20 protein-coding genes are annotated in these 21432 nt (G+C 70.4%); 16 read left to right on the top strand and 4 right to left on the bottom strand.

Going from position 1 to position 21432, the window contains the following annotated elements; translation table 11 throughout:
• Positions 1-249: 249 nt before the first annotated feature.
• From IO30_RS0136840 to IO30_RS0136785, 12 genes are all read left to right on the top strand, one after another.
• Positions 250-1482 (top strand): serine hydroxymethyltransferase, encoded by a 1233-nt coding sequence (locus IO30_RS0136840; protein WP_031150540.1) that lies wholly within the window; start codon positions 250-252, stop codon positions 1480-1482.
• Between the two features lie 116 nt (positions 1483-1598).
• Entirely contained in the window at positions 1599-2933 is a 1335-nt protein-coding gene (locus IO30_RS0136835; RefSeq protein ID WP_031150538.1) for an MraY family glycosyltransferase, read from the top strand.
• Between the two features lie 275 nt (positions 2934-3208).
• A complete protein-coding gene (locus tag IO30_RS0136830) occupies positions 3209-3646 on the top strand; it encodes a Cg1360 family ATP-synthase-associated protein (RefSeq protein WP_031150536.1) in 438 nt (145 codons plus the stop codon).
• 240 nt (positions 3647-3886) lie between these two features.
• Positions 3887-4696, top strand: a complete 810-nt coding sequence (atpB, locus tag IO30_RS0136825; protein WP_031150534.1) for a F0F1 ATP synthase subunit A — start codon at positions 3887-3889, stop codon at positions 4694-4696.
• A gap of 77 nt (positions 4697-4773) precedes the next feature.
• On the top strand, positions 4774-4998 hold the full coding sequence (gene atpE / locus IO30_RS0136820; protein ID WP_030545783.1) for an ATP synthase F0 subunit C: 225 nt from the start codon (positions 4774-4776) through the stop codon (positions 4996-4998).
• 42 nt (positions 4999-5040) lie between these two features.
• Positions 5041-5583, top strand: a complete 543-nt coding sequence (locus IO30_RS0136815) for a F0F1 ATP synthase subunit B (protein ID WP_031150530.1) — start codon at positions 5041-5043, stop codon at positions 5581-5583.
• Entirely contained in the window at positions 5580-6395 is an 816-nt protein-coding gene (locus IO30_RS0136810; RefSeq protein WP_031150528.1) for a F0F1 ATP synthase subunit delta, read from the top strand. Before IO30_RS0136815 ends, IO30_RS0136810 begins: the two co-directional genes overlap by 4 nt.
• 129 nt (positions 6396-6524) lie before the next feature.
• On the top strand, positions 6525-8120 hold the full coding sequence (atpA, locus tag IO30_RS0136805; RefSeq protein ID WP_031150526.1) for a F0F1 ATP synthase subunit alpha: 1596 nt from the start codon (positions 6525-6527) through the stop codon (positions 8118-8120).
• 20 nt (positions 8121-8140) lie between these two features.
• Entirely contained in the window at positions 8141-9058 is a 918-nt protein-coding gene (locus tag IO30_RS0136800; protein WP_031150524.1) for a F0F1 ATP synthase subunit gamma, read from the top strand.
• The gene (atpD, locus tag IO30_RS0136795) at positions 9058-10500 is read left to right on the top strand and encodes a F0F1 ATP synthase subunit beta (RefSeq protein WP_031150522.1); all 1443 of its coding nucleotides are present in this window, start codon (positions 9058-9060) and stop codon (positions 10498-10500) included. Before IO30_RS0136800 ends, atpD begins: the two co-directional genes overlap by 1 nt.
• 140 nt (positions 10501-10640) lie before the next feature.
• On the top strand, positions 10641-11012 hold the full coding sequence (locus IO30_RS0136790; RefSeq protein WP_031150521.1) for a F0F1 ATP synthase subunit epsilon: 372 nt from the start codon (positions 10641-10643) through the stop codon (positions 11010-11012).
• A gap of 190 nt (positions 11013-11202) precedes the next feature.
• The gene (locus tag IO30_RS0136785; RefSeq protein WP_031150519.1) at positions 11203-11649 is read left to right on the top strand and encodes a DUF2550 domain-containing protein; all 447 of its coding nucleotides are present in this window, start codon (positions 11203-11205) and stop codon (positions 11647-11649) included.
• Positions 11650-11823: 174 nt separating this feature from the next.
• Here IO30_RS0136785 and IO30_RS0136780 read toward each other — a convergent pair whose 3' ends face one another.
• From IO30_RS0136780 to IO30_RS0136770, 3 genes are all read right to left on the bottom strand, one after another.
• On the bottom strand, positions 11824-13677 hold the full coding sequence (locus IO30_RS0136780) for a glycoside hydrolase family 18 chitinase (protein WP_031150517.1): 1854 nt from the start codon (positions 13675-13677) through the stop codon (positions 11824-11826).
• A gap of 185 nt (positions 13678-13862) precedes the next feature.
• Positions 13863-14516: a response regulator gene (locus IO30_RS0136775; RefSeq protein ID WP_031150515.1), complete on the bottom strand. Its 654-nt coding sequence runs from the start codon at positions 14514-14516 to the stop codon at positions 13863-13865.
• Positions 14513-15703: a sensor histidine kinase gene (locus IO30_RS0136770; protein WP_373316527.1), complete on the bottom strand. Its 1191-nt coding sequence runs from the start codon at positions 15701-15703 to the stop codon at positions 14513-14515. Before IO30_RS0136770 ends, IO30_RS0136775 begins: the two co-directional genes overlap by 4 nt.
• Before the next feature lie 163 nt (positions 15704-15866).
• On the opposite strand from IO30_RS0136770, the gene IO30_RS0136765 reads away from it, so the two are divergent.
• The gene (locus IO30_RS0136765; protein WP_051859121.1) at positions 15867-16442 is read left to right on the top strand and encodes a hypothetical protein; all 576 of its coding nucleotides are present in this window, start codon (positions 15867-15869) and stop codon (positions 16440-16442) included.
• A 26-nt stretch (positions 16443-16468) separates the two neighbouring features.
• On the opposite strand, the gene IO30_RS0136760 is transcribed toward IO30_RS0136765, so the two are convergent.
• A complete protein-coding gene (locus tag IO30_RS0136760; RefSeq protein ID WP_031150510.1) occupies positions 16469-17041 on the bottom strand; it encodes a cob(I)yrinic acid a,c-diamide adenosyltransferase in 573 nt (190 codons plus the stop codon).
• A gap of 191 nt (positions 17042-17232) precedes the next feature.
• Between IO30_RS0136760 and IO30_RS0136755 the strand changes: the two genes are divergently transcribed.
• The 3 genes from IO30_RS0136755 to IO30_RS0136745 all read left to right on the top strand — a co-directional run bounded on the left by IO30_RS0136755 (position 17233) and on the right by IO30_RS0136745 (position 21408).
• Positions 17233-18081 (top strand): 3-hydroxyacyl-CoA dehydrogenase family protein, encoded by an 849-nt coding sequence (locus tag IO30_RS0136755; RefSeq protein ID WP_031150508.1) that lies wholly within the window; start codon positions 17233-17235, stop codon positions 18079-18081.
• A gap of 170 nt (positions 18082-18251) precedes the next feature.
• The gene (locus IO30_RS0136750) at positions 18252-18575 is read left to right on the top strand and encodes an STAS domain-containing protein (RefSeq protein ID WP_031150506.1); all 324 of its coding nucleotides are present in this window, start codon (positions 18252-18254) and stop codon (positions 18573-18575) included.
• 181 nt (positions 18576-18756) lie between these two features.
• Entirely contained in the window at positions 18757-21408 is a 2652-nt protein-coding gene (locus tag IO30_RS0136745) for an ATP-binding protein (protein ID WP_051902816.1), read from the top strand.
• The last annotated feature ends 24 nt before the right edge of the window (positions 21409-21432 follow it).

Here is a 21432-nt window from a genome sequence, read left to right as displayed (position 1 = left end):
GCCTCCCGCTGAGCGCGGCCGCCCGGCCGGAGGCCGGCGCAGCGGTCCGAAGCCCGGGAGGCCCCGCGGGCCGAGCGGTGCGAGGACTGCACGGAAGGAGCGGCTCAACCAGGCGCTGGACCCCGTGGTCACGGCCCTGACGGGCGTCACCGCCTCCCGCTGAGCGCGGCCGCGTCCCGGGCGGCGGGAGCGGGGTGGCGGGAATATGGTGGGGCTACCCGGTACACCCACCGCGCGGGGAGTCATGCCATGACTGTCATCACCGAGCAGCCGGCGGATCTCCTGCGGCGCCAGGATCCGCAGCTCGCCGACATCCTCGAAGGGGAACGGCAGCGCCAGGCCGGCACCCTGCAGCTGAGCGCAGCCGAGAACTTCACCTCGTCCGCCGTGCTCGCCGCCCTCGCCTCGCCCCTCGCCAACAAGTACGCCGAGGGCTATCCGGGTGCCCGGCACCACGGCGGGTGCGAGTACGCCGACCTGGCCGAGCAGCTCGCGGTGGAGCGGGCCAAGGCACTGTTCGGGGCGGAGCACGCCAACGTGCAGGCGCATTCCGGGTCCTCCGCCGTCCTGGCCGCGTACGCCGCGCTGCTGCGGCCCGGGGACACGGTGCTGGCGATGGGACTTCCGTACGGGGGACACCTCACCCACGGGTCCCCGGCGAACTTCTCGGGGCGGTGGTTCGACTTCGTCGGTTACGGCGTGGACGCCGAGACCGGCCTGATCGACTACGAGCAGGTGCAGCAGCTCGCGCGGACGCACCGCCCCAAGGCCATCGTCTGCGGCTCGATCTCCTACCCGCGCCACCCGGAGTACTCGGCGTTCCGGGAGATCGCCGACGAGGCCGGCGCCTACCTGATCGCCGACGCCGCCCATCCGATCGGCCTGGTCGCCGGCGGGGCCGCCCCCAGCCCCGTGCCGTACGCCGACATCGTCTGCGCGACCACGCACAAGGTGCTGCGCGGCCCGCGCGGCGGGATGATCCTGTGCGGCGCCGAGTACGCGGAGCGGATCGACCGGGCGGTGTTCCCCTTCACCCAGGGCGGCGCGCAGATGCACACCATCGCCGCCAAGGCCGTGGCCTTCGGCGAGGCCGCCGGGCCCGCGTTCACGCACTACGCCCACCGGGTCGTCGCCAATGCCCGGGTGCTGGCGCAGGCGCTGGCGGACCACGGCCTGACCGTCACCACCGGCGGCACGGACACGCACCTGATCTCCGCCGACCCCGCGCCGCTGGGCGTCGACGGCCCGACCGCGCGCGGCCGCCTCGCCGCCGCCGGGATCGTGCTCGACACCTGCGCGCTGCCGTACGGGGACCAGCGCGGGGTCCGCCTCGGAACGGCTGCCGTGACCACCCAGGGCATGGGGGAGGCCGAGATGCGCACCATCGCCGCACTGTTTGCCGCAGCGGTGCGCGGGGAAGCCGCGGAAACCCGTGCGGAGGTCAAGCAGCTGACGTTCGGATTTCCCCCGTACGGGGCGTAACCGGGACAGACAGGTCTTTGTGGAACCGGGATACGGTCACCCGGCGTCCTGGGAAGAGGAGCCATCGCAGCTAATGTGTGGGGCTGAGATGGCCGGCGATACATCTGGGGCAGCCCGTGCGTGAATATCTGCTGACGCTTTGCGTCACGGTCGCGGTGACCTACCTGCTCACCGGGCCCGTGCGGAAGTTCGCGATCGCGGCCGGGGCGATGCCGGAGATCCGTGCCCGCGACGTCCACCGCGAGCCCACGCCCCGCCTGGGCGGCATCGCGATGTTCGGAGGCCTGTGCGCCGGCCTGCTGGTCGCCGACCACCTGCGCAACCTCAACGGCGTCTTCGAGCTGTCGAACGAACCCAGGGCGCTGCTCTCCGGCGCCGCCCTGATCTGGCTGATCGGCGTCCTCGACGACAAGTTCGAGATCGACGCCCTGATCAAGCTCGGCGCGCAGATGATCGCCGCGGGCGTGATGGTCATCCAGGGCCTGACCATCCTGTGGATCCCGGTACCGGGCATCGGCACGGTCTCGCTCACCCAGTGGCAGGGCAACCTGCTCACCGTGGCCCTCGTGGTGGTCACCATCAACGCGGTGAACTTCGTGGACGGGCTCGACGGCCTCGCCGCCGGCATGGTGTGCATCGCATCCGCGGCGTTCTTCCTGTACGCCTACCGCCTGTGGTTCGGGTACGGCATCGAGCAGGCCGCACCTGCGACCCTCTTCGCCGCGATCCTGATGGGCATGTGCCTGGGCTTCCTGCCGCACAACATGCATCCGGCGCGCATCTTCATGGGCGACTCCGGCTCGATGCTGATCGGTCTGGTGCTGGCCGCCTCCGCCATCTCCATCACAGGGCAGGTGGACCCCGACGCGATGGCCCTCTTCGCGGGCGGTGAGCGCAACGCGACGCACGCGATGCTGCCGGTCTTCATCCCGCTGCTGCTGCCCCTGACGATCATCGCGATCCCGATGGCGGACCTGGTCCTGGCCATCGTGCGGCGCACCTGGAAGGGCCAGTCGCCCTTCGCCGCCGACCGCGGGCACCTGCACCACCGACTGCTGGAGCTCGGGCACTCCCACAGCCGTGCGGTCCTGATCATGTACTTCTGGTCGGGCCTGATCGCCTTCGGTGCGGTGGCCTATTCCGTGCACTCCGCCTCGATGTGGATCGTGCTGGCCATCGCCGCGCTCAGCGCGCTGGGCCTCGTCCTGCTGCTCCTGCCGCGCTTCACCCCGCGCGCACCGCGCTGGGCCGAGGGTCTGGTCCCGCCGCGCTACCGGCACGCGGAGCGGGCGGCGGAGGCGGCGGCCGAGGCGGCCGTGCGGGACGCACAGGGCGCCGAGCCGGAACCGGTCCGGCCGATCGTGGCCGGAGTCTCGGGCGTCAACGGGGCGACCGCCGTGGGCCCCCGTTCGCGCCTCCCCGACCGGCGTAAGGCCGGATCCACCCGCTGACGTGCGGGACGCATGTCCGACATGAAGTCCCTTTACCAGACAAGTCGGCACGCTGTCCTGCACACACGCGCATGGTCACTCTCATGTGTGACAGTCAGCACACCAGGCAGGTAAAGCTCTCATCAAATAGTTTGTGATACCGTTCACTAAACCCGGCGACAGAGCCGAAGGACCGTAGTGCGACGGTCCATCGGCCCGAGGCTCTCACTCGGACCGGGCTTACGCTCGTCCCGTACGAGTCCCTTGCCCCCACCATCCACGCGGAGCAAACCGCCATGCGGTCAGATGACGTCCGATTCCTCATGCAAGCTGCCGTGCCCACGGCGATCGCCGGCGCTCTCGCCGCCGTGATCAGCGCGTTGGCCGTCGGAGGCAAGGGTGCTGTCGGAGCCGTCGTCGCGACGCTGGTGGTGATGCTGTTCATGGGCATCGGATTCGTCGTTCTCCAGCGCACCGCGAAATCGCTTCCGCATCTCTTCCAGGCCATGGGGCTCATGCTCTACGCGGCCCAGATTCTGCTGCTCTTCGTCTTTCTCGCCGCGTTCAAGAACACCACGCTGTTCCACCCCAAGGCCTTCGCGATCACGCTCGTCGCCACCACCCTGGTGTGGATCGGCGCACAGACGCGTGCTCACATGAAGGCCAAGATCCTCTACGTCGAACCGGACTCGGTGACGGGCAGCAAGCCCGAAAATCCGGGGTCGAAGTCGTGAAGGGTAGGGGCGGCATAAGTACGCGATCGGGACCCTGCTATCGTCCGGTGCCAACTGCGGCACTGCGGGCGCGGGCATCTGAGCTGACGCCTGTTCCATCGCGAGGCTCGATGCCTGACTGCCGCCACACCATCCGTAACACCAGTCCAGTGCCGAACCGCGGCTGCACGCCGCGCCGACACAACGAGGTTGCCGTACCTATGCGCCACGCTGAAGGAGCCTGCGGTGAGTGCTGCTGACATGACGCTCGCCTTCGATATCAACTGTCATTTCGAAGACGGCACTGGCTGCGGCTTCCCGGGCCCGACCCTGTACTCGTTCCTGTTCGAGCCGATCTTCGGTGACGCGGACAGCAGCCTGTACTTCAACAAGACGATGCTCCTGGCCCTCCTCGGCTCGGTCATCATCGTCGGCTTCTTCTGGGCTGCGTTCCGGAAGCCGAAGGTCGTCCCGGGCAAGCTGCAGATGGTCGCCGAGGCGGGTTACGACTTCGTCCGACGCGGCATCGTCTACGAGACGCTCGGTAAGAAGGAAGGCGAGAAGTACGTCCCGTTCATGGTGGCGTTGTTCTTCTTCGTCTGGATCATGAACCTGTGGTCGATCGTGCCGCTCGCCCAGTTCCCGGTGACCGCGGTCATCGCGTACCCGGCCGGCCTCGCCGCGGTCGTCTACGTCATGTGGATGTCGGTTACCTTCAAGCGCCACGGCCTCGTCGGCGGCTTCAAGAACCTGACGGGTTACGACAAGTCCCTCGGCGCGATCCTGCCGATGGTCATGGTGATCGAGTTCTTCTCGAACGTCATCGTCCGCCCGTTCACCCACGCGGTCCGACTGTTCGCGAACATGTTCGCCGGACACACCCTGCTGCTGCTGTTCACCATCGCCAGCTGGTACCTGCTGAACGGGATCGGCATCGCGTATGCCGGCGTCTCGTTCGTCATGGTCATCGTGATGACCGCGTTCGAGCTCTTCATCCAGGCTGTTCAGGCGTACGTCTTCGTGCTCCTGGCCTGCAGCTTCCTGCAGGGCGCGCTCGCCGAGCACCACTGAGCGAGAACGCTCCGCAACCCCCCGAATCGTCCGGTGGCCAACCCCCACCGGTCCATGAAAGAGAAGGAAGAACTGGCATGTCCCAGACCCTTGCTGCCGTCGAAGGTTCCCTCAGCTCCGTCGGTTACGGTCTCGCGGCGATCGGCCCGGGCGTCGGCGTCGGCATCATCTTCGGTAACGGCACGCAGGCTCTCGCCCGTCAGCCCGAGGCTGCCGGTCTGATCCGCGCCAACCAGATCCTCGGCTTCGCCTTCTGTGAGGCGCTCGCCCTCATCGGTCTGGTCATGCCGTTCGTCTACTAAGACGAACTCCACGACTAGTCCGAATCGACGAAAGGCACTGATGTGAACCTCCTGGTTCTCGCGGCCGAGGAGCCTCAAAACCCCCTCGTCCCGCCGATCCCCGAGCTCGTCATCGGTCTGATCGCCTTCGTCATCGTCTTCGGTTTCCTCGCGAAGAAGCTCCTCCCGAACATCAACAAGGTTCTGGAAGAGCGCCACGCGGCGATCGAGGGCGGTATCGAAAAGGCAGAAGCCGCACAGACCGAGGCCCAGAGCGTCCTGGAGCAGTACAAGGCCCAGCTCGCCGAAGCCCGGCACGAGGCCGCGCGCCTGCGCCAGGAAGCGCTGGAGCAGGGCACTGCGCTCAAGGAAGAACTGCGCGCAGAGGGCCAGCGGCAGCGTGAGGAGATCATCGCTGCCGGCCACGCCCAGATCGAGGCCGACCGCAAGGCCGCCTCTCAGGCGCTGCGTCAGGACGTGGGCAAGCTCGCCACCGACCTGGCCGGAAAGCTCGTCGGCGAGTCCCTTGAGGACGCCGCCCGGCAGAGCCGCACGATCGACCGCTTCCTCAGCGAGCTCGAGGAGAAGGCCGAGGCCGCCCGATGAACGGAGCGAGCCGCGAGGCACTGGCCTCCGCGCGCGAGCGCCTCGACGCGCTGACGGACAACACGTCCGTCGACGCGGCGAAGCTCGCCGGTGAGCTGGCTGCCGTCACTGCGCTGCTCGACCGTGAGGTCTCGCTGCGTCGGGTCATCACGGACCCGGCGCAGCCCGGTGAGGCCAAGGCCGAGCTGGCCGGTCGGCTGCTGGGCGGCCAGGTCGGCGGGGAAACCCTCGACCTGGTGTCCGGCATGGTCCGGTCCCGCTGGTCGCAGTCCCGCGACCTGGTGGACTCGCTCGAGGCTCTGGCGGCCACCGCCGACCTCACCGCGGCACAGAACGGCGGGGCCCTCGACGACGTCGAGGACGAGCTCTTCCGGTTCGGCCGGATCGTCGGCTCGAACACCGAGCTGCGCTCCGCGCTGACCGACCGCGCGGCCACCGCCTCCGCCAAGAGCGAGCTGCTGCGCAGCCTGCTCGGCGGCAAGGCGAACGCCGTCACCGAGCGTCTCGTCACGCGACTTGTCACGCACCCGCGTGGACGTAGCCTGGAAGCGGGACTCGAGTCCCTTTCCGTGCTCGCCGCCGAGCGCCGCAACCGCATGGTCGCCACCGTGACCAGCGCGGTTCCGCTCAGCGACGTGCAGAAGCAGCGTCTCGGCGCGGTGCTGGCCAAGCTGTACGGCCGCCAGATGCACCTGAACCTCGACGTGGACCCCGAGGTCCTCGGCGGGATCTCGGTGCGAGTCGGCGACGAGGTCATCGACGGCACCATCGCGGACCGCCTCGCCGAGGCGTCCCGCCGCATGGCCGGCTGACCAGCCACCAATAGAACAACGCATTCCTAGCGGCCCGGTTGGGCCGTGCAGAACTTGCAGAAGATTCCTGGGGGTCGCCCCCAGACCCCTAAGAAGCTTCAGGCCCAACAAGGAGAGCAGGGAACCCAGATGGCGGAGCTCACGATCCGGCCGGAGGAGATCCGGGACGCACTGGAGAACTTTGTCCAGTCGTACCAGCCGGACGCGGCCTCGCGCGAGGAGGTCGGAACGGTCAGCGTTGCCGGCGACGGCATCGCGAAGGTGGAGGGCCTGCCCTCCGCCATGGCGAACGAGCTGCTGAAGTTCGAGGACGGCACCCTCGGTCTCGCCCTCAACCTCGAGGAGCGCGAGATCGGTGCGGTCGTCCTCGGCGAGTTCAGCGGTATCGAGGAGGGCCAGCCGGTGCAGCGCACCGGTGAGGTTCTCTCCGTCGGCGTCGGCGAGGGCTACCTCGGCCGCGTTGTCGACCCGCTCGGCAACCCGATCGACGGTCTCGGCGAGATCGCGACCGAGGGCCGCCGCGCCCTCGAGCTGCAGGCCCCGGGCGTCATGGTCCGCAAGTCGGTCCACGAGCCCATGCAGACCGGCTACAAGGCCATCGACGCGATGGTCCCCGTCGGCCGTGGCCAGCGTCAGCTGATCATCGGTGACCGTCAGACGGGTAAGACCGCGCTGGCCGTCGACACGATCATCAACCAGCGCGACAACTGGCGCTCCGGCGACGTGAACAAGCAGGTTCGCTGCATCTACGTCGCCATCGGCCAGAAGGGCTCGACCATCGCGTCCGTTCGTGGCGCCCTGGAAGACGCCGGTGCGCTCGAGTACACGACGATCGTCGCCGCCCCGGCGTCCGACCCGGCCGGCTTCAAGTACCTGGCGCCGTACACCGGTTCCGCCATCGGCCAGCACTGGATGTACGCCGGCAAGCACGTCCTGATCATCTTCGACGACCTGTCGAAGCAGGCCGACGCCTACCGCGCCGTGTCGCTGCTGCTGCGCCGCCCGCCGGGCCGTGAGGCCTACCCGGGTGACGTCTTCTACCTGCACTCGCGTCTGCTCGAGCGCTGCGCGAAGCTGTCCGACGACATGGGTGCCGGTTCGATGACCGGTCTGCCGATCGTCGAGACCAAGGCGAACGACGTGTCGGCGTTCATCCCGACCAACGTCATCTCCATCACCGACGGCCAGTGCTTCCTGGAGTCCGACCTGTTCAACGCGGGCCAGCGCCCGGCGCTGAACGTCGGTATCTCGGTCTCCCGCGTCGGTGGCTCCGCCCAGCACAAGGCCATGAAGCAGGTTTCCGGCCGTCTGCGCCTGGACCTCGCCCAGTACCGTGAGCTGGAGGCGTTCGCCGCCTTCGGTTCCGACCTGGACGCCGCTTCGAAGGCTTCGCTGGAGCGCGGCAAGCGTCTGGTCGAGCTGCTCAAGCAGGGCCAGTACCAGCCGATGCCCGTCGAGGAGCAGGTCGTCTCCGTCTGGGCCGGCACCACCGGCAAGATGGACGACGTCCCGGTCAACGACATCCGTCGCTTCGAGTCGGAGCTGCTGGAGCACCTGCGCCGCGAGCGCAAGGACCTCCTCACCTCCATCGCCGACGGCGGCAAGATGTCGGACGACACCCTGTCGTCGGTCGCGGACGCCATCGCTGCCTTCAAGCGCCAGTTCGAGACCTCGGACGGCAAGCTCCTGGGCGAGGACGCACCGGCCGTCAACGTCTCCAAGTGACGACGGAAGGGACCTGACTCATGGGAGCGCAGCTCCGGGTCTACAAGCGTCGCATCCGTGCCATCACGGCGACCAAGAAGATCACCAAGGCGATGGAGATGATCGCCGCCTCGCGCATCGTCAAGGCGCAGCGCAAGGTGGCGGCATCGATGCCGTACGCGACCGAGCTCACCCGTGCGGTGACCGCGGTGGCGACCGGCTCGAACACCAAGCACGCCCTGACCACCGAGGTCGAGGCGCCGACCCGCGCCGCGGTCCTGCTCATCACGAGCGACCGCGGTCTGGCCGGCGGCTACTCCTCGAACGCCATCAAGCAGGCGGAGCGGCTCACCGAGCGGCTGCGCGCTGAGGGCAAGGACGTCGACACCTACATCGTCGGCCGCAAGGGTCTGGCCTACTACGGCTTCCGCGAGCGCAAGGTCGCGGGGTCGTGGACCGGCTTCACCGACAGCCCGGCCTACGCCGACGCTAAGCGCGTCGCCGGACCGCTGATCGAGGCCATCCAGCTGGACACGGCCGAGGGCGGCGTCGACGAGCTGCACATCGTCTTCACGGAATTCGTGTCGATGATGACGCAGAACCCGGTGGACGGACGGATGCTGCCGCTCAGCCTCGACCAGGCTGTGGAGGAGAGCGGTACGAAGGGCGAGATCCTTCCGCTGTTCGACTTCGAGCCGTCGGCGGAGGACGTCCTCGACGCCCTGCTGCCGCGCTACGTCGAGAGCCGTATCTACAACGCACTGCTGCAGTCGGCTGCTTCCGAGCACGCCGCCCGCCGCCGCGCGATGAAGTCGGCGACCGACAACGCCGGGGATCTCATCAAGAGCCTCTCCCGGCTTGCCAACGCGGCCCGCCAGGCCGAAATCACCCAGGAAATCAGCGAGATCGTCGGTGGCGCGAGCGCCATGGCTGACGCGACCGCGGGGAGTGACAAGTAATGACGACCACTGTTGAGACGGCCGCCGCCACGGGCCGCGTCGCCCGGGTCATCGGCCCGGTCGTCGACGTGGAGTTCCCCGTCGACGCCATGCCCGAGATCTACAACGCCCTCAAGGTCCAGGTCGCCGACCCGGCCCAGGACGGCGCACTGAAGACCCTGACCCTTGAGGTCGCGCAGCACCTGGGTGACGGCATCGTCCGTACCATCTCGATGCAGCCGACCGACGGTCTGGTCCGCCAGGCCCCGGTGACCGACACGGGCGAGGGCATCACCGTCCCCGTCGGTGACTTCACCAAGGGCAAGGTGTTCAACACCCTCGGTGAGGTGCTGAACTACCCGGAGGAGAACGCCAACGTCACCGAGCGCTGGCCGATCCACCGCAAGGCCCCTCGCTTCGACGAGCTCGAGTCGAAGACCGAGATGTTCGAGACCGGCGTCAAGGTCATCGACCTTCTCACCCCGTACGTCAAGGGTGGAAAGATCGGTCTGTTCGGTGGTGCCGGTGTCGGCAAGACCGTTCTGATCCAGGAAATGATCTACCGCGTCGCCAACAACCACGACGGTGTGTCGGTCTTCGCGGGCGTCGGTGAGCGTACCCGTGAGGGCAACGACCTCATCGAGGAAATGGCCGACTCGGGCGTCATCGACAAGACGGCGCTCGTCTTCGGCCAGATGGACGAGCCGCCGGGCACGCGTCTTCGCGTCGCGCTTGCCGGTCTGACCATGGCGGAGTACTTCCGCGATGTGCAGAAGCAGGACGTGCTGTTCTTCATCGACAACATCTTCCGGTACACCCAGGCGGGTTCCGAGGTGTCGACCCTGCTCGGCCGTATGCCCTCCGCGGTGGGTTACCAGCCGAACCTGGCCGACGAGATGGGTCTCCTCCAGGAGCGCATCACCTCGACCCGTGGTCACTCGATCACCTCGATGCAGGCGATCTACGTCCCCGCGGACGACCTGACCGACCCGGCGCCGGCGACCACCTTCGCCCACCTCGACGCGACGACGGTTCTTTCCCGTCCGATCTCCGAGAAGGGCATCTACCCGGCCGTGGACCCGCTGGACTCGACGTCCCGCATCCTCGACCCGCGGTACATCGCGGCGGACCACTACGCCACGGCGATGCGCGTCAAGGGGATCCTCCAGAAGTACAAGGACCTCCAGGACATCATCGCGATCCTCGGTATCGACGAGCTGGGCGAGGAGGACAAGCTCGTTGTCCACCGTGCCCGTCGTGTCGAGCGCTTCCTGTCGCAGAACACCCACGTGGCGAAGCAGTTCACCGGCGTGGACGGTTCGGACGTTCCGCTCGAGGAGTCGATCACCGCGTTCAACGCCATCTGCGACGGTGACTACGACCACTTCCCCGAGCAGGCGTTCTTCCTGTGCGGTGGTATCGAGGACCTGAAGGCGAACGCCAAGGAGCTGGGCGTCTCCTGATCCGGCGCGCTCCGCGAGGGGCGCATCCGGTTCGAAGGATTCACGGAGAGGGGCGGGTGTGTCCCGTCCCTCTCCCCACGCCCATTAGAATTTGACCCAACACCCGGCTGACCCGCCGGGTGGTGACCCGAGGAGCCACCTTGGCTGCTGAGCTGCACGTCGAGCTGGTCGCGGCGGACCGCAATGTCTGGTCCGGCGAGGCCACCCTTGTTGTCGCCCGCACCACGTCCGGCGACATCGGCGTCATGCCCGGTCACCAGCCGCTTCTCGGTGTGCTGGAATCGGGCCCGGTGACCATCCGTACCAGTGGGGGCGACACCGTCGTCGCCGCGGTACACGGCGGATTCATCTCGTTCGCGGACAACAAGCTGTCCCTGCTGGCCGAGATCGCCGAGCTCGCGGACGAGATCGACGTCCAGCGGGCGGAGCGGGCACTGGAGCGCGCGAAGTCGGAGGCCGATGCGGCCGCCGAGCGTCGCGCGGATGTCCGGCTGCGCGCCGTAACGGGCTGAACGCCCGTCGGAGTTTGAACCGCTGAGTCCCGGGGGGCGACCTCCGGGACACAGCAGACCTCAGCCGCGGTCCGTTCTGGAGTTTTCCAGACCGGGTCGCGGCTGAGGCGATGCAGGTCCTCCCCCGGACTCCGTCCGGGAGGGGCCCCAGTTCGCATGCGGTATTCGATGAGCGAGGAGGTCGGTGAAGATGCTCCTCGCTCTGCTTGTGAGCGGCCTGGTCGTAGCCCTGGTGGTGATCGGGCTGTTTGTCTTCGGACTGCGCCGGAGGCTCATCCAGCGTTCCGGCGGCACCTTCGACTGCAGTCTGCGCTGGGGGGTGTCGGAGAAGCCCGACGTCTCCGGCAAGGGCTGGGTGTACGGGGTCGCGCGCTACAGCGGTGACCGGATCGAATGGTTCCGCGTATTCAGTTACTCCCCTCGTCCGCGCCGGCTGCTGGAGCGTTCCTCCATCGAGGTGGTCTCCCGCCGCGCCCCCGAGGGCGAGGAGGAGCTGGCCCTGCTCTCGGACGCCATCGTGCTCGGCTGTCTCCACAAGGGGACGCGCCTGGAGCTGGCGATGAGCGAGGACGCGCTGACCGGTTTCCTGGCCTGGCTGGAGGCGGCGCCTCCGGGCCAGAGGGTCAACGTGGCCTGAGGGCGGACGGGGACGGATCGCCCCCGCCGGACGGAGTCCGGCGCAGCGGCGCGAAGCCGGGGAGGCCCCCAGGGGCCGAGCCGTGCGAGTGGCGCGTCAAGAAGAAGAAGCCGGGGAGACGGGGGCGGACCCGTCTCCCCGGCTTCGTCCGTCACCGGGGGCCGTGCGTGGGGATCACTGCAGCCCGGTGTGGATCGCGGAGGCGAGTTCACCGTTGCTGGTGTCCCCGCTGAACTCCCAGAAGAAGGCTCCCTTGAGGCCCTGCTGCTTGGCCCAGGTCATCTTCCCGGCGATGGTGGCCGGGGTGTCGTAGCTCCACCAGTTGCTGCCGCACTTGGCGTAGGCCGTGCCGGCGATGGTGCCGGTGGCCGGGCAGCTGCCCTTGAGCACCTTGTAGTCCTCGATGCCCTGCTCGTACGTGCCCTGCGCGGGGCCGGTGGCGGTGCCTCCGGGGGCGGCCTGGGTGACTCCGGTCCAGCCGCGGCCGTAGAAGCCGATGCCGAGGTTGAGCTTGGAGCCGGGGATGCCCTTGCCCTTGAGCTTGGTGATCGCGGCCTCGGAGTTGAAGCCGTCCTGGGGGATGCCGCTGTACGCGGTGAGCGGGGAGTGCGGGGCCGTCGGGCCCTGCGCCGCCCAGGCGCCGAAGAAGTCGTAGGTCATGACGTTGTAGAAGTCGACGTACTGCGCGGCGCCGGCGTAGTCGGCGGCGTCGAGCTTGCCGCCGTTGGAGCCGTCGGCCGAGATGGCCGCGGTGACCAGGTTGTTCGTGCCGAACTTGGCCCGCGTGGCCTGCATCAGGTTCTTCAGGGAGGCGGCGCCGCTGGTGTCGCAGGACAGACCGCAGGCGTTCGGGTACTCCCAGTCGAGGTCGATGCCGTCGAAGACGTCGGCCCAGCGCGGGTCCTCGACCAGGTCGTAGCAGGACTGGGCGAAGGCGGCGGGGTTCGCCGCGGCCTGGCCGAAGCCGCCGGACCAGGTCCAGCCGCCGAAGGACCACAGGACCTTGATGTTCGGGTACTGGGCCTTCAGCTTGCGCAGCTGGTTGAAGTTGCCGCGCAGCGGCTGGTCCCAGGTGTCGGCCTTGCCGTCGACGCTCTGGTCGGCGGTGTAGGCCTTGTCGTAGTCGGCGTAGGCGTCACCGATGGTGCACTTGCCGCCCTGGACGTTGCCGAAGGCGTAGTTGATGTGCGTGATCTTCGCGGCGGAGCCGGAGGTGACCAGGTTCTTCACGTGGTAGTTGCGTCCGTAGACGCCCCACTCGGTGAAGTAGCCGAGCTTGACCTTGCCGCCCGGGTCCGGCGGGACCGTGCCGCCGGGGGTGGTCACCGACAGGGCGCCGGAGGAGGGGCCGGTCTGGTCGGCGGTGTCGCGGGCGGTGACGGTGTAGCCGTACGTCGTGCCCTTGGTCAGGCCGGAGTCGGCGTAGCTGGTGCCGGTGACGGTCGCGATCTTGGTGCCGCCGCGGTAGACGTCGTAGTTCTTGACGCCCTTGTCGTCGGTCGCGGCCTGCCAGGACAGGTTCAGCGAGGTCTCGGTCACGTTGCTCGCGGTGGGGGCGCCGGGAGCCGAGGGCGGGTTGTCGCCGGGCTGGGTGCTGCCGTCGCAGGGGCCGCCGTTGATCTTGCAGCCGCTGGGGGCGCCGGGGCCGGAGCCGTTGAAGCCGAAGCTGGCGGTGGAGCCGGGGGAGAGGCTGCCGTTCCAGCTGAGGTTCTTGGCGGTCCAGTGGGTGCCCGAACTGGTGACGGTGGCGTCCCAGGCCGAGGTGACGGCGGTGCCCGCCGGGTAGTCCCACTCCACGGTCCAGCTGGTCAGGGTGGTGGTGCCGGTGTTCTTCACCACCCACTTGCCCTCGAAGCCGGAGCCCCAGTCGGAGACCTTGGTGTACGTGGCGGTCGCGGAGGTGGCGGCCTGTGCGGGGCCGGCCAGCGCGACGAGTCCGCTCACGGGGACGGCGAGGGCGGCCAGGACGGCCGCGACCCGCGTGAAGAACCGGGTACGCCTGGTGCGGGGTGGGGATGCTGTGCTCAAGGGTGCTCCTCCGTAGGTCCGTCGAGGTCGTGGGGCCGACGTTCGACATGGGGGTGGGACCTGCGCCGCCCGTGAGCACGCTTTGTCATGGCACGCTCACCACAGTGTTGCGGGTGAGCGTAGAAAGGTCTGGACCAAGCGTCAAGAGGTCCAGACCTCATGGGAGATGCGGCGCGAGCGATCCTCTAGATCCCCAACTCCTGCGCCAGTACGGCCGCTTGGACCCGGCTGCGCAGTTCGAGCTTGCCCAGCAGCCTGCTGACGTGGGTCTTCACCGTGGCCTCCGCCATCTCCAGGCGGACGGCGATCTCCGCGTTCGACAGCCCCTCGCCCAGACACCCGAACACCTCCCGCTCCCGGCGCGTCAGCGAGTCCACCGCGGCCGCCGTCGCCGGCGGGGCAGTGGGCCTGCGCACCTGCGGCGCCGCGAACTCGGCGATCAGCCGCCGGGTCACCGCCGGGGCGATCAGCCCCTCACCGCGGGCCACGGTCCGCACCGCCTCGATCAGCTCCGCCGCGTCCGCGTTCTTCAGCAGGAAGCCCGAGGCACCCGCCCGCAGCGCCCCGAAGACGTACTCGTCGAGGTCGAAGGTGGTCAGCACCAGGACGTCGGCCAGCCCCTCGGAGACCACCTGGCGGGTCGCGGAGACCCCGTCCAGCCGCGGCATCTGCACGTCCATGAGGACCAGGTCCGGCCGCAGCTCCCGGGCCAGGCGCACCGCCTCCTCCCCGTCCGCGGCCTCGCCCGCCACCTCGATGTCCCCCGCACTGCGCAGGATCAGCACCAGCCCGGCCCGTACCGCGCTCTGGTCCTCCGCCACCACCACCTTGATGGTCATGCCTCCACCGCCTTCTCCTCCGCGGGCAGCGTCGCCCGCACCTGCCACACCGTGCCGGACCGGCCCGCCGCGAAATCCCCGCCCAGCAGCTCCGTGCGCTCCCGCATCCCGATCAGCCCCGCACCCGACCCGGGCGCGCGCGGGCCCGGGCGGTCCCCGTAGGGGGAGTCCACCGCCACGGTCAGCGCCCCGCCGGGGCGGGCCACCCGCACCCGTACCGTGCCCGGGGCCGCGTGCTTGAGGGCATTGGTCAGCGACTCCTGGACGATCCGGTACGCCGCCAGTTCCACCGGAGCCGGCACCCGCTCCCCGGGGGGCCGCCCGTCGTGCAGGACGAAGTCCAGCCCGCTGCCCGAGCCCGTGGTCCGGGCCTGCTCCAGCAGGGCCTCCAGTCCGTCCAGCGAGGGCACCGCGACGGGCTCCTGCCCGGCCCCGGCGGCCCGCAGCAGCCCGATCAGGCGGCGCATCTCGGCCAGACCCTGCACGCTGTTCTCGCGGATCACCCCGAGGGCCTCCCGGCTGGTGGCGGCCTCGTCGATGGAGAGCGCGGCCGTGGAGTGGATGGCGATGGCGGACAGGTGGTTGGCCACCATGTCGTGCAGTTCCCGGGCCATCCGGGCGCGCTCGGCGACGACGGCCTGCGTACGGTCCATCTCGGCCAGCAGCGCGGTCTGCTCGGCGCGCAGCCGGGCGGCCACCGCGGCCTCGCGATGGTTGCGCAGGGTGGCGCCGGTCAGGGCCGGGCCGAAGCTGACGATGCCGGTGATCACGCCGATCAGCAGGGCCTGGGGGGTGCGCAGCCAGGCCACCGAGGCGATGGTGACGGCCACCGTGATCAGGCCGGTGGAGACGGGGAGCCGCCGGGCCATCTGGGGCGGCCCGTAGACCACGGCCGCGTACATCAGGTCGGTGAAGATCAGGACGGTACCGAGGTTGCCCACCGTGAACTGGTCCGCGATCAGCCCGAGCGTGCCGACAACCAGGGTGACCTGCGGTGCGGTGCGGCGCAGGAGTTCCATCGCGCCGAGCGCCACGAGGGGGACCAGGGCGGCCCAGTCGGGCAGGAAGTGACGGGTGTTGTTGGAGTGGACGCCGAGCGACCACAGCGTCAGGCCCGCGAGCACGCTCCCGACGGCGAGGAGCACGTCGTCGCGGTGGGGCCGGTGGTTCTTGGCGGTCACGGTCACGGTTCCATCCAACACGGTGACGCGGGCCAGGGCCTCGGCGCCGGGGCGGAGGCCCACTACATCGAAGGATGCAGCCGTCTTTCCTCACCGGCGACGACGAAACGGGCCGCAGCGGGCGCGAGTCTGGGAGAGAACCCCGGAACCGAGCGGAATGGAGAACGCCGTGCTCGTCGCCCTGATCATCGCCTGTGAGGTCGGCTTCTGGGTGCTGCTGGCCGGCGGGCTCGCCCTGCGCTACCTCGCCCGGATGCCCCGGCTGGGAGCCGCGGTGCTCTTGTGCGAGCCGCTGCTGGAGCTGGTCATGCTGGTGGTCAGCACCCTGGACCTGAAGAACGGCGGTGAGCCGGGCTGGACGCACGGCCTGGCCGCCCTCTACATCGGCTACACCGTCGCCTTCGGCCACTACACGGTGAAATGGCTGGACCGGCACGCGGCCCACCGCTTCGCCGGGGGCCCGAAGCCCCCCGGTGCGGGCTACGGCACGGCCCGTGCGCTCCACGAGTGGAAGCTGTGGCTCCGCACCCTGCTGGGCGCCGCCGTCGCGGTCGGGCTGCTCCAGGCCGCGATCTGGTACGTCGGCGACGCCGCCGACACCGGCCCCCTGGAGTCGTGGCAGTTCGTGGCCCTGCGGGTGCTCGGGATCCAGGCCCTCGTCGCGGCGACGTACACGATCTGGCCGCGCAAGGCCCCGGCGGGAACGGAGCCCGGCGCGGACGCGCTGGTGAAGAACGACCGGTAAGGAGGGGAGCGGAGAGGGGGGAGCGGCTAGCGCTCGCCGCCCGGCACCCACAGCACGTCCCCGACCTCCTTGTTGGCCACGCGGGCCAGGATGAACAGGAGGTCGGAGAGGCGGTTGAGGTAGGTCGCCGTGAGCGGGTTCATCACCTCGCCGTGCACCTCCAGCGCCGCCCACGTCGAGCGTTCGGCGCGCCGGACCACCGTGCAGGCCTGGTGGAGCAGGGCCGCTCCCGGGGTGCCGCCCGGGAGGATGAAGCTGCGCAGCTTCTCCAGCTGCTCGTTGAAGGCGTCGCAGTCGGCCTCCAGCTTGTCCACGTAGAACTGCTCCACGCGCAGCGGCGGGTACTGCGGGTCCTCGACCACCGGGGTGCACAGGTCGGCGCCCACGTCGAACAGGTCGTTCTGCACCCGGACCAGGACCTTCGCGACCTCCGGAGCCAGCCCGCCGAGCGCGAGCGCCGTCCCGATGGCCGCGTTGGCCTCGTTGGCGTCGGCGTACGCGGAGATCCGCAGGTCGGTCTTGGCCGTACGGCTCATGTCGCCGAGGGCGGTCGTGCCCTTGTCGCCGGTACGGGTGTAGATGCGCGTGAGGTTCACCATGCGGCCAGGGTAGACGGGCGGCCCGGGCGAACTGGAGGGCCCCGCAGGGCTGCTGGGCCGTACCGGTGTGATGTCCGTCATCTGAGACGTGACGCGTGTTACTTCAGGGTCACACCGCACCGCCCGGGCGCTAGTCTCCGCCGGAGAGGCCACGAGGCCGGGGTCTTTCTTTTGAGAACGAGGGGTGTGCAGTGGCTGGGAAGCTCGCCGTCATCGGTGCCGGACTGATGGGTTCTGGGATCGCTCAGGTCTCCGCCCAGGCAGGTTGGGACGTCGTCCTGCGTGACGTCACCGACGCCGCGCTGACCCGCGGTACGGACGGGATCAAGGCCTCCTACGACAAGTTCGTCTCCAAGGGCAAGCTGACGGCCGAGGACGCCGAGGCGGCGCTGGCCCGCATCACCACCTCCACCGACCTCGACGCGGTCGCCGACGCCGACATCGTGGTCGAGGCCGTCTTCGAGAAGCTCGAGGTCAAGCACGAGATCTTCCGTGCGCTCGACAAGCTCGTCCGGGACGACGCGATCCTCGCCTCCAACACCTCCGCCATCCCGATCACCAAGATCGCGGCCGTGACGGACCGTCCGGAGCGGGTCGTCGGCGCGCACTTCTTCTCGCCCGTCCCGATGATGCAGCTGTGCGAGCTCGTGCGCGGCTACAAGACGAGCGACGAGACCCTCGCCACCACGCGCGCCTTCGCCGAGTCCGTCGGCAAGACCTGCATCGTCGTCAACCGCGACGTCGCCGGTTTCGTGACGACCCGTCTGATCTCCGCGCTGGTCGTCGAGGCCGCCAAGCTGTACGAATCGGGCGTCGCCTCGGCCGAGGACATCGACATCGCGTGCAAGCTGGGCTTCGGGCACGCGATGGGCCCGCTGGCCACCGCCGACCTCACCGGCGTGGACATCCTGCTGCACGCCACCAGCAACATCTACACGGAGTGCCAGGACGAGAAGTTCGCGCCGCCGGAGCTGATGCGCCGGATGGTGGACGCGGGCGACTTCGGCCGCAAGAGCGGCCAGGGCTTCTACAAGCACTGAGTCCGGGACGCTGAGCACCGTTGTTCGAGTGCCTTCACCCCACAGGGTGAATTAGGTATCGGTTCGCTCACGGTCGGCAACTTCGCCGCCCTCGGGGCAGTCAGTTGCAGTGAGAGTTGCCGACCAGGGACCAGTCGGACCATACGTACGCAGTACCGCCGGGAGTACACATGCACATCAGGGGCGACCACGCCGAACTCGCTGTCGGGGGCCGCCTCGACGTGCGCAGCGCGGCGGACGCCCGTACGGTCCTGCACACCGCCCTCGACGACGGCCACGGCGACCTCGTGCTCGACCTCACCGGGCTCGACTCCTGGGACGCCACCGGACTCGGCGTGATCATGGGCGCGCACCGCAGGGCCGGCCGGAGCGGGCGGCGGCTCGTGCTGCGCGGAGTGCCGCCGCAGATGCAGCGGCTGCTCGTCGCCACTCGCCTGCACCGCATCCTCGCGATCGAGGGCGGCCTGGAGGCGGAGTCCCTCCCCCGGGTGTGAATGCTGTGTTCCGTTTTCCTGCGGAAACGTAACGGTCCGGTGGTGATGGCACCCCTGCGGTACCGGTGCGCGCGGCCACGGTCTAGGGTTCGGGCGGAAAACCGGACCAGTACGAGAGCGGCGTGCGAAGGCCGGGCGGTACGACGGCGAGGCGCACGGCCCGCGATCGGGGGACTTGGTCATGGACCGAACACAGCAGCAGGCCGATCCGCAGGAGCAGCCCGCCGGGACGCCCGGGGCGCCCGCGCGGATCGTCACCCTGACCTCAGGTGACTTCACCCTGACGGTCAACCCTGTCGACGGCAGCGAGATAGAACCGCACCGCCCCGGCACGGAGACCGGCCGCCCCGCCAAGCGCGACGCGGCCGCCCGCAGGGCCCGCGACGAGGCCGCCCGGCCTCCCGCCCTGCCCGGCCCGCCGCTCCCCGCCACGCCCCTGCTGGAGCGCACGGAGGAGCGCGAGCGGCTCGTCCGCCTGCTCGGCCGGGGCCGCTCCGTACGGCTGACGGGCCCCTCCGGATCGGGCCGTACCGCCCTGCTCGACGAGGTGGCCGCCGCCTGCGAGGGCATCGCGCCCGACGGCGTCGTACGGCTCTCCGGGCGCGGCTACCAGCAGCCCCTGGAGCTGCTCTACGCGCTGTACGCGACCGTGTACGAGGCCGCCGCGATCCGGCCGGACCGGATCGACCTCCTCGCCCGCGTCCGGGACATCGGCGCCGTCGTCCTCCTCGACGACCTGGAGTTCGGCGGGAGCGCCCTCGACGAGCTGCTGCGCGCCACCCCCGAGTGCGCCTACCTGCTGGCCGCCACCCCCGACACCCGGGCCCCCTCCGACGACTCGCACCTGGAGGAGGTCTTCCTCGGCGGGCTCGGCAAGGCCGACTGCCTGCACCTGCTGGAAGCGGGCATCGGACGGCCCCTGACGGACGCGGAGACCGCCTGGGCGGGAGACCTGCGGTTCGCCTCCGAAGGGCTGCCGCTGCGCTTCGTACAGGCCGCCGCGCTGCTGCGGCAGCGGGACGAGCTCAACCACGCCGCCGAGGACGACGACGAGGAGGAGCCCGGAGTCTTCGAGGAGCGCCCCCGCGACACGGCCCAGGTGCCGCTGCCGACCCTGGCCGAGGGCGCGGCCCCGGCCGAACTGCTGGCCTCGCGCGTCAGCGAGTCGGCGCGCGCCGCCCTGCGCATCGCCTGCGCCCTCGGCGGGGAGCTGCCGCACCACGCGCACCTGCCCGCGCTGGTGGGGGACACCCACGCGGACACGGCGGTGGCGGAACTGCTGGGCTGCGGGCTGCTGACCCCGGTCGGCGCGCGCTACCGGCTGGCGGCCGGGGTGGCCCGGCAGCTGGAGGAGGCCGGGTACGGGGAGAGTGCGCCGGAGGAGGCCCGTACGGCCGCCCGGCACTACGCCTGGTGGACCGGGCACACCTCGGTGACCCCCGAGCGGGTCGCGGCGGAGGCGGACGCGGTGCTGGCGGCGCTGGCGGGCGCCGATGTGGTGGCCGCGGTGCTGCTGGCCCGTACGGCCGCTCCGGCGTTCGCCGCCTCGCTGCGCTGGGAGGCGTGGGAGCGGGTGCTCCGTGCGGGCTCCGAGGCCGCGCGCAAGGCGGGCGAGGTGGCCGAGCAGGCCTACTTCCACCACGAGCTGGGCGTGCTCGCGCTCTGCGAGGGGCGGCTGGACCGGGCCCGGGCCGAGCTGGAGGCGTCGATCGGACTGCGCGGGGCCCTCGCCGACAAGCGGGGCACGGTCGCGGGCCGGCGCGCGCTGGCGCTCGTCACGGACCGGGAGACCGCCGCGGCGGGCGCGGGCGTGTCGCCGCCGCTGCGGCTGGAGCCGCCGCTCGCGCTGCCCGCGGGGCCGGAGGCCGGGACGCGGCCGCTGCCCGTCACCGGCCCGGCGGCCGGGGCGGTGGCAGCGGGCTCCACGTCGGCCGTGACGGCTCCGCTGCCCGCGGCGGCGGTGACCAAGGTGACGCCGGTGACGCCCGCGGCACCTGCGGCACTCGCGAAGCCTGTGACGCCCGTGAAGCCGGTGACATCCGCGAAGCCGGGGACGCCCGCGAAGCCGGGGACGCCCGCGAAGCCGGGGACGCCCGCGAAGCCGGTGTCGTCCGTGGTGCCCATGGCGTCGGTGGCGCCCGTGGTGCCGGTGGCGCCCGACGGTCCCCTGGACGCCGTGAACCCCGTGGCGACCGTGGTGCCCGTGGACGGGACCGGGCCCGGGGCGCCGGGCGTGCGGCGTCCGGAGACCCCGACGACGCTGTCCCAGGTGTTCGAGGACGCCTTCCCGATCACCCCCAAGCCCGCGCCGGAGCCCGCTCCGGCCGCCGGACCGCCCCGGCGGTCCGCCCGCCGCCGTCCCGCGCTGCTGGCCGCTGCGGGCGTGCTGACCGTGGTGGCCCTGGGCACGGTGGTGAGCCTCACGACGGGTTCCTCGGACGAGCCGCAGCCGCCCGCGCACGGGCCCTCGTCCTCCCCGACCCCCAAGCCGCTGCCGCCGCAGGTGGCCCCGAGCAACAGCGGGAACGATTCTGCGCCGGAGGAGCCGACCGATGCGGCCGAGCCGGCCGAGGCCCCGGAGCAGGAGAGCGACGCCCCCGTCCCCGGCCGCACTCCGGTCCGTACCCCCTCGCAGCGCCCGTCCCCGACGCCGGTGAAGCCCGCGCCGACGAAGCCCGGTTCGCCGAAGCCCACGCAGTCGTCCCCGGACCCGACGGTCTCGCAGACGCCGCCCGTCACCGAGACGCCGGCGCCGACGCCGACGACGCCCACCGAACCTCCGGTCACCACCACGAACTCGGTGCCGGTCACGGCCCCGGGCTCCGCGACGTGAGCGGCCCGGGTCCCGTCCGTCCGT

This window comes from Streptomyces xanthophaeus (assembly GCF_000725805.1).
Classification (GTDB): Bacteria; Actinomycetota; Actinomycetes; order Streptomycetales; family Streptomycetaceae; genus Streptomyces; species Streptomyces xanthophaeus.
Note: the sequence above shows the minus strand (reverse complement) of the source record. Positions and strands in the feature narration are given on the sequence as shown.

What these genes read in the sequence shown, in the direction of transcription:
- IO30_RS0136840 (WP_031150540.1), top strand. Translation starts at nt 250, where the DNA reads ATGACTGTCATCACCGAGCAGCCGGCGGATCTCCTGCGGCGCCAGGAT.
- IO30_RS0136830 (WP_031150536.1), top strand. Translation starts at nt 3,209, where the DNA reads ATGCGGTCAGATGACGTCCGATTCCTCATGCAAGCTGCCGTGCCCACG.
- atpB (WP_031150534.1), top strand. Translation starts at nt 3,887, where the DNA reads ATGACGCTCGCCTTCGATATCAACTGTCATTTCGAAGACGGCACTGGC.
- atpE (WP_030545783.1), top strand. Translation starts at nt 4,774, where the DNA reads ATGTCCCAGACCCTTGCTGCCGTCGAAGGTTCCCTCAGCTCCGTCGGT.
- IO30_RS0136810 (WP_031150528.1), top strand. Translation starts at nt 5,580, where the DNA reads ATGAACGGAGCGAGCCGCGAGGCACTGGCCTCCGCGCGCGAGCGCCTC.
- atpA (WP_031150526.1), top strand. Translation starts at nt 6,525, where the DNA reads ATGGCGGAGCTCACGATCCGGCCGGAGGAGATCCGGGACGCACTGGAG.
- IO30_RS0136800 (WP_031150524.1), top strand. Translation starts at nt 8,141, where the DNA reads ATGGGAGCGCAGCTCCGGGTCTACAAGCGTCGCATCCGTGCCATCACG.
- atpD (WP_031150522.1), top strand. Translation starts at nt 9,058, where the DNA reads ATGACGACCACTGTTGAGACGGCCGCCGCCACGGGCCGCGTCGCCCGG.
- IO30_RS0136785 (WP_031150519.1), top strand. Translation starts at nt 11,203, where the DNA reads ATGCTCCTCGCTCTGCTTGTGAGCGGCCTGGTCGTAGCCCTGGTGGTG.
- IO30_RS0136775 (WP_031150515.1), bottom strand. Translation starts at nt 14,516, where the DNA reads ATGACCATCAAGGTGGTGGTGGCGGAGGACCAGAGCGCGGTACGGGCC.
- IO30_RS0136760 (WP_031150510.1), bottom strand. Translation starts at nt 17,041, where the DNA reads ATGGTGAACCTCACGCGCATCTACACCCGTACCGGCGACAAGGGCACG.
- IO30_RS0136750 (WP_031150506.1), top strand. Translation starts at nt 18,252, where the DNA reads ATGCACATCAGGGGCGACCACGCCGAACTCGCTGTCGGGGGCCGCCTC.
- IO30_RS0136745 (WP_051902816.1), top strand. Translation starts at nt 18,757, where the DNA reads ATGGACCGAACACAGCAGCAGGCCGATCCGCAGGAGCAGCCCGCCGGG.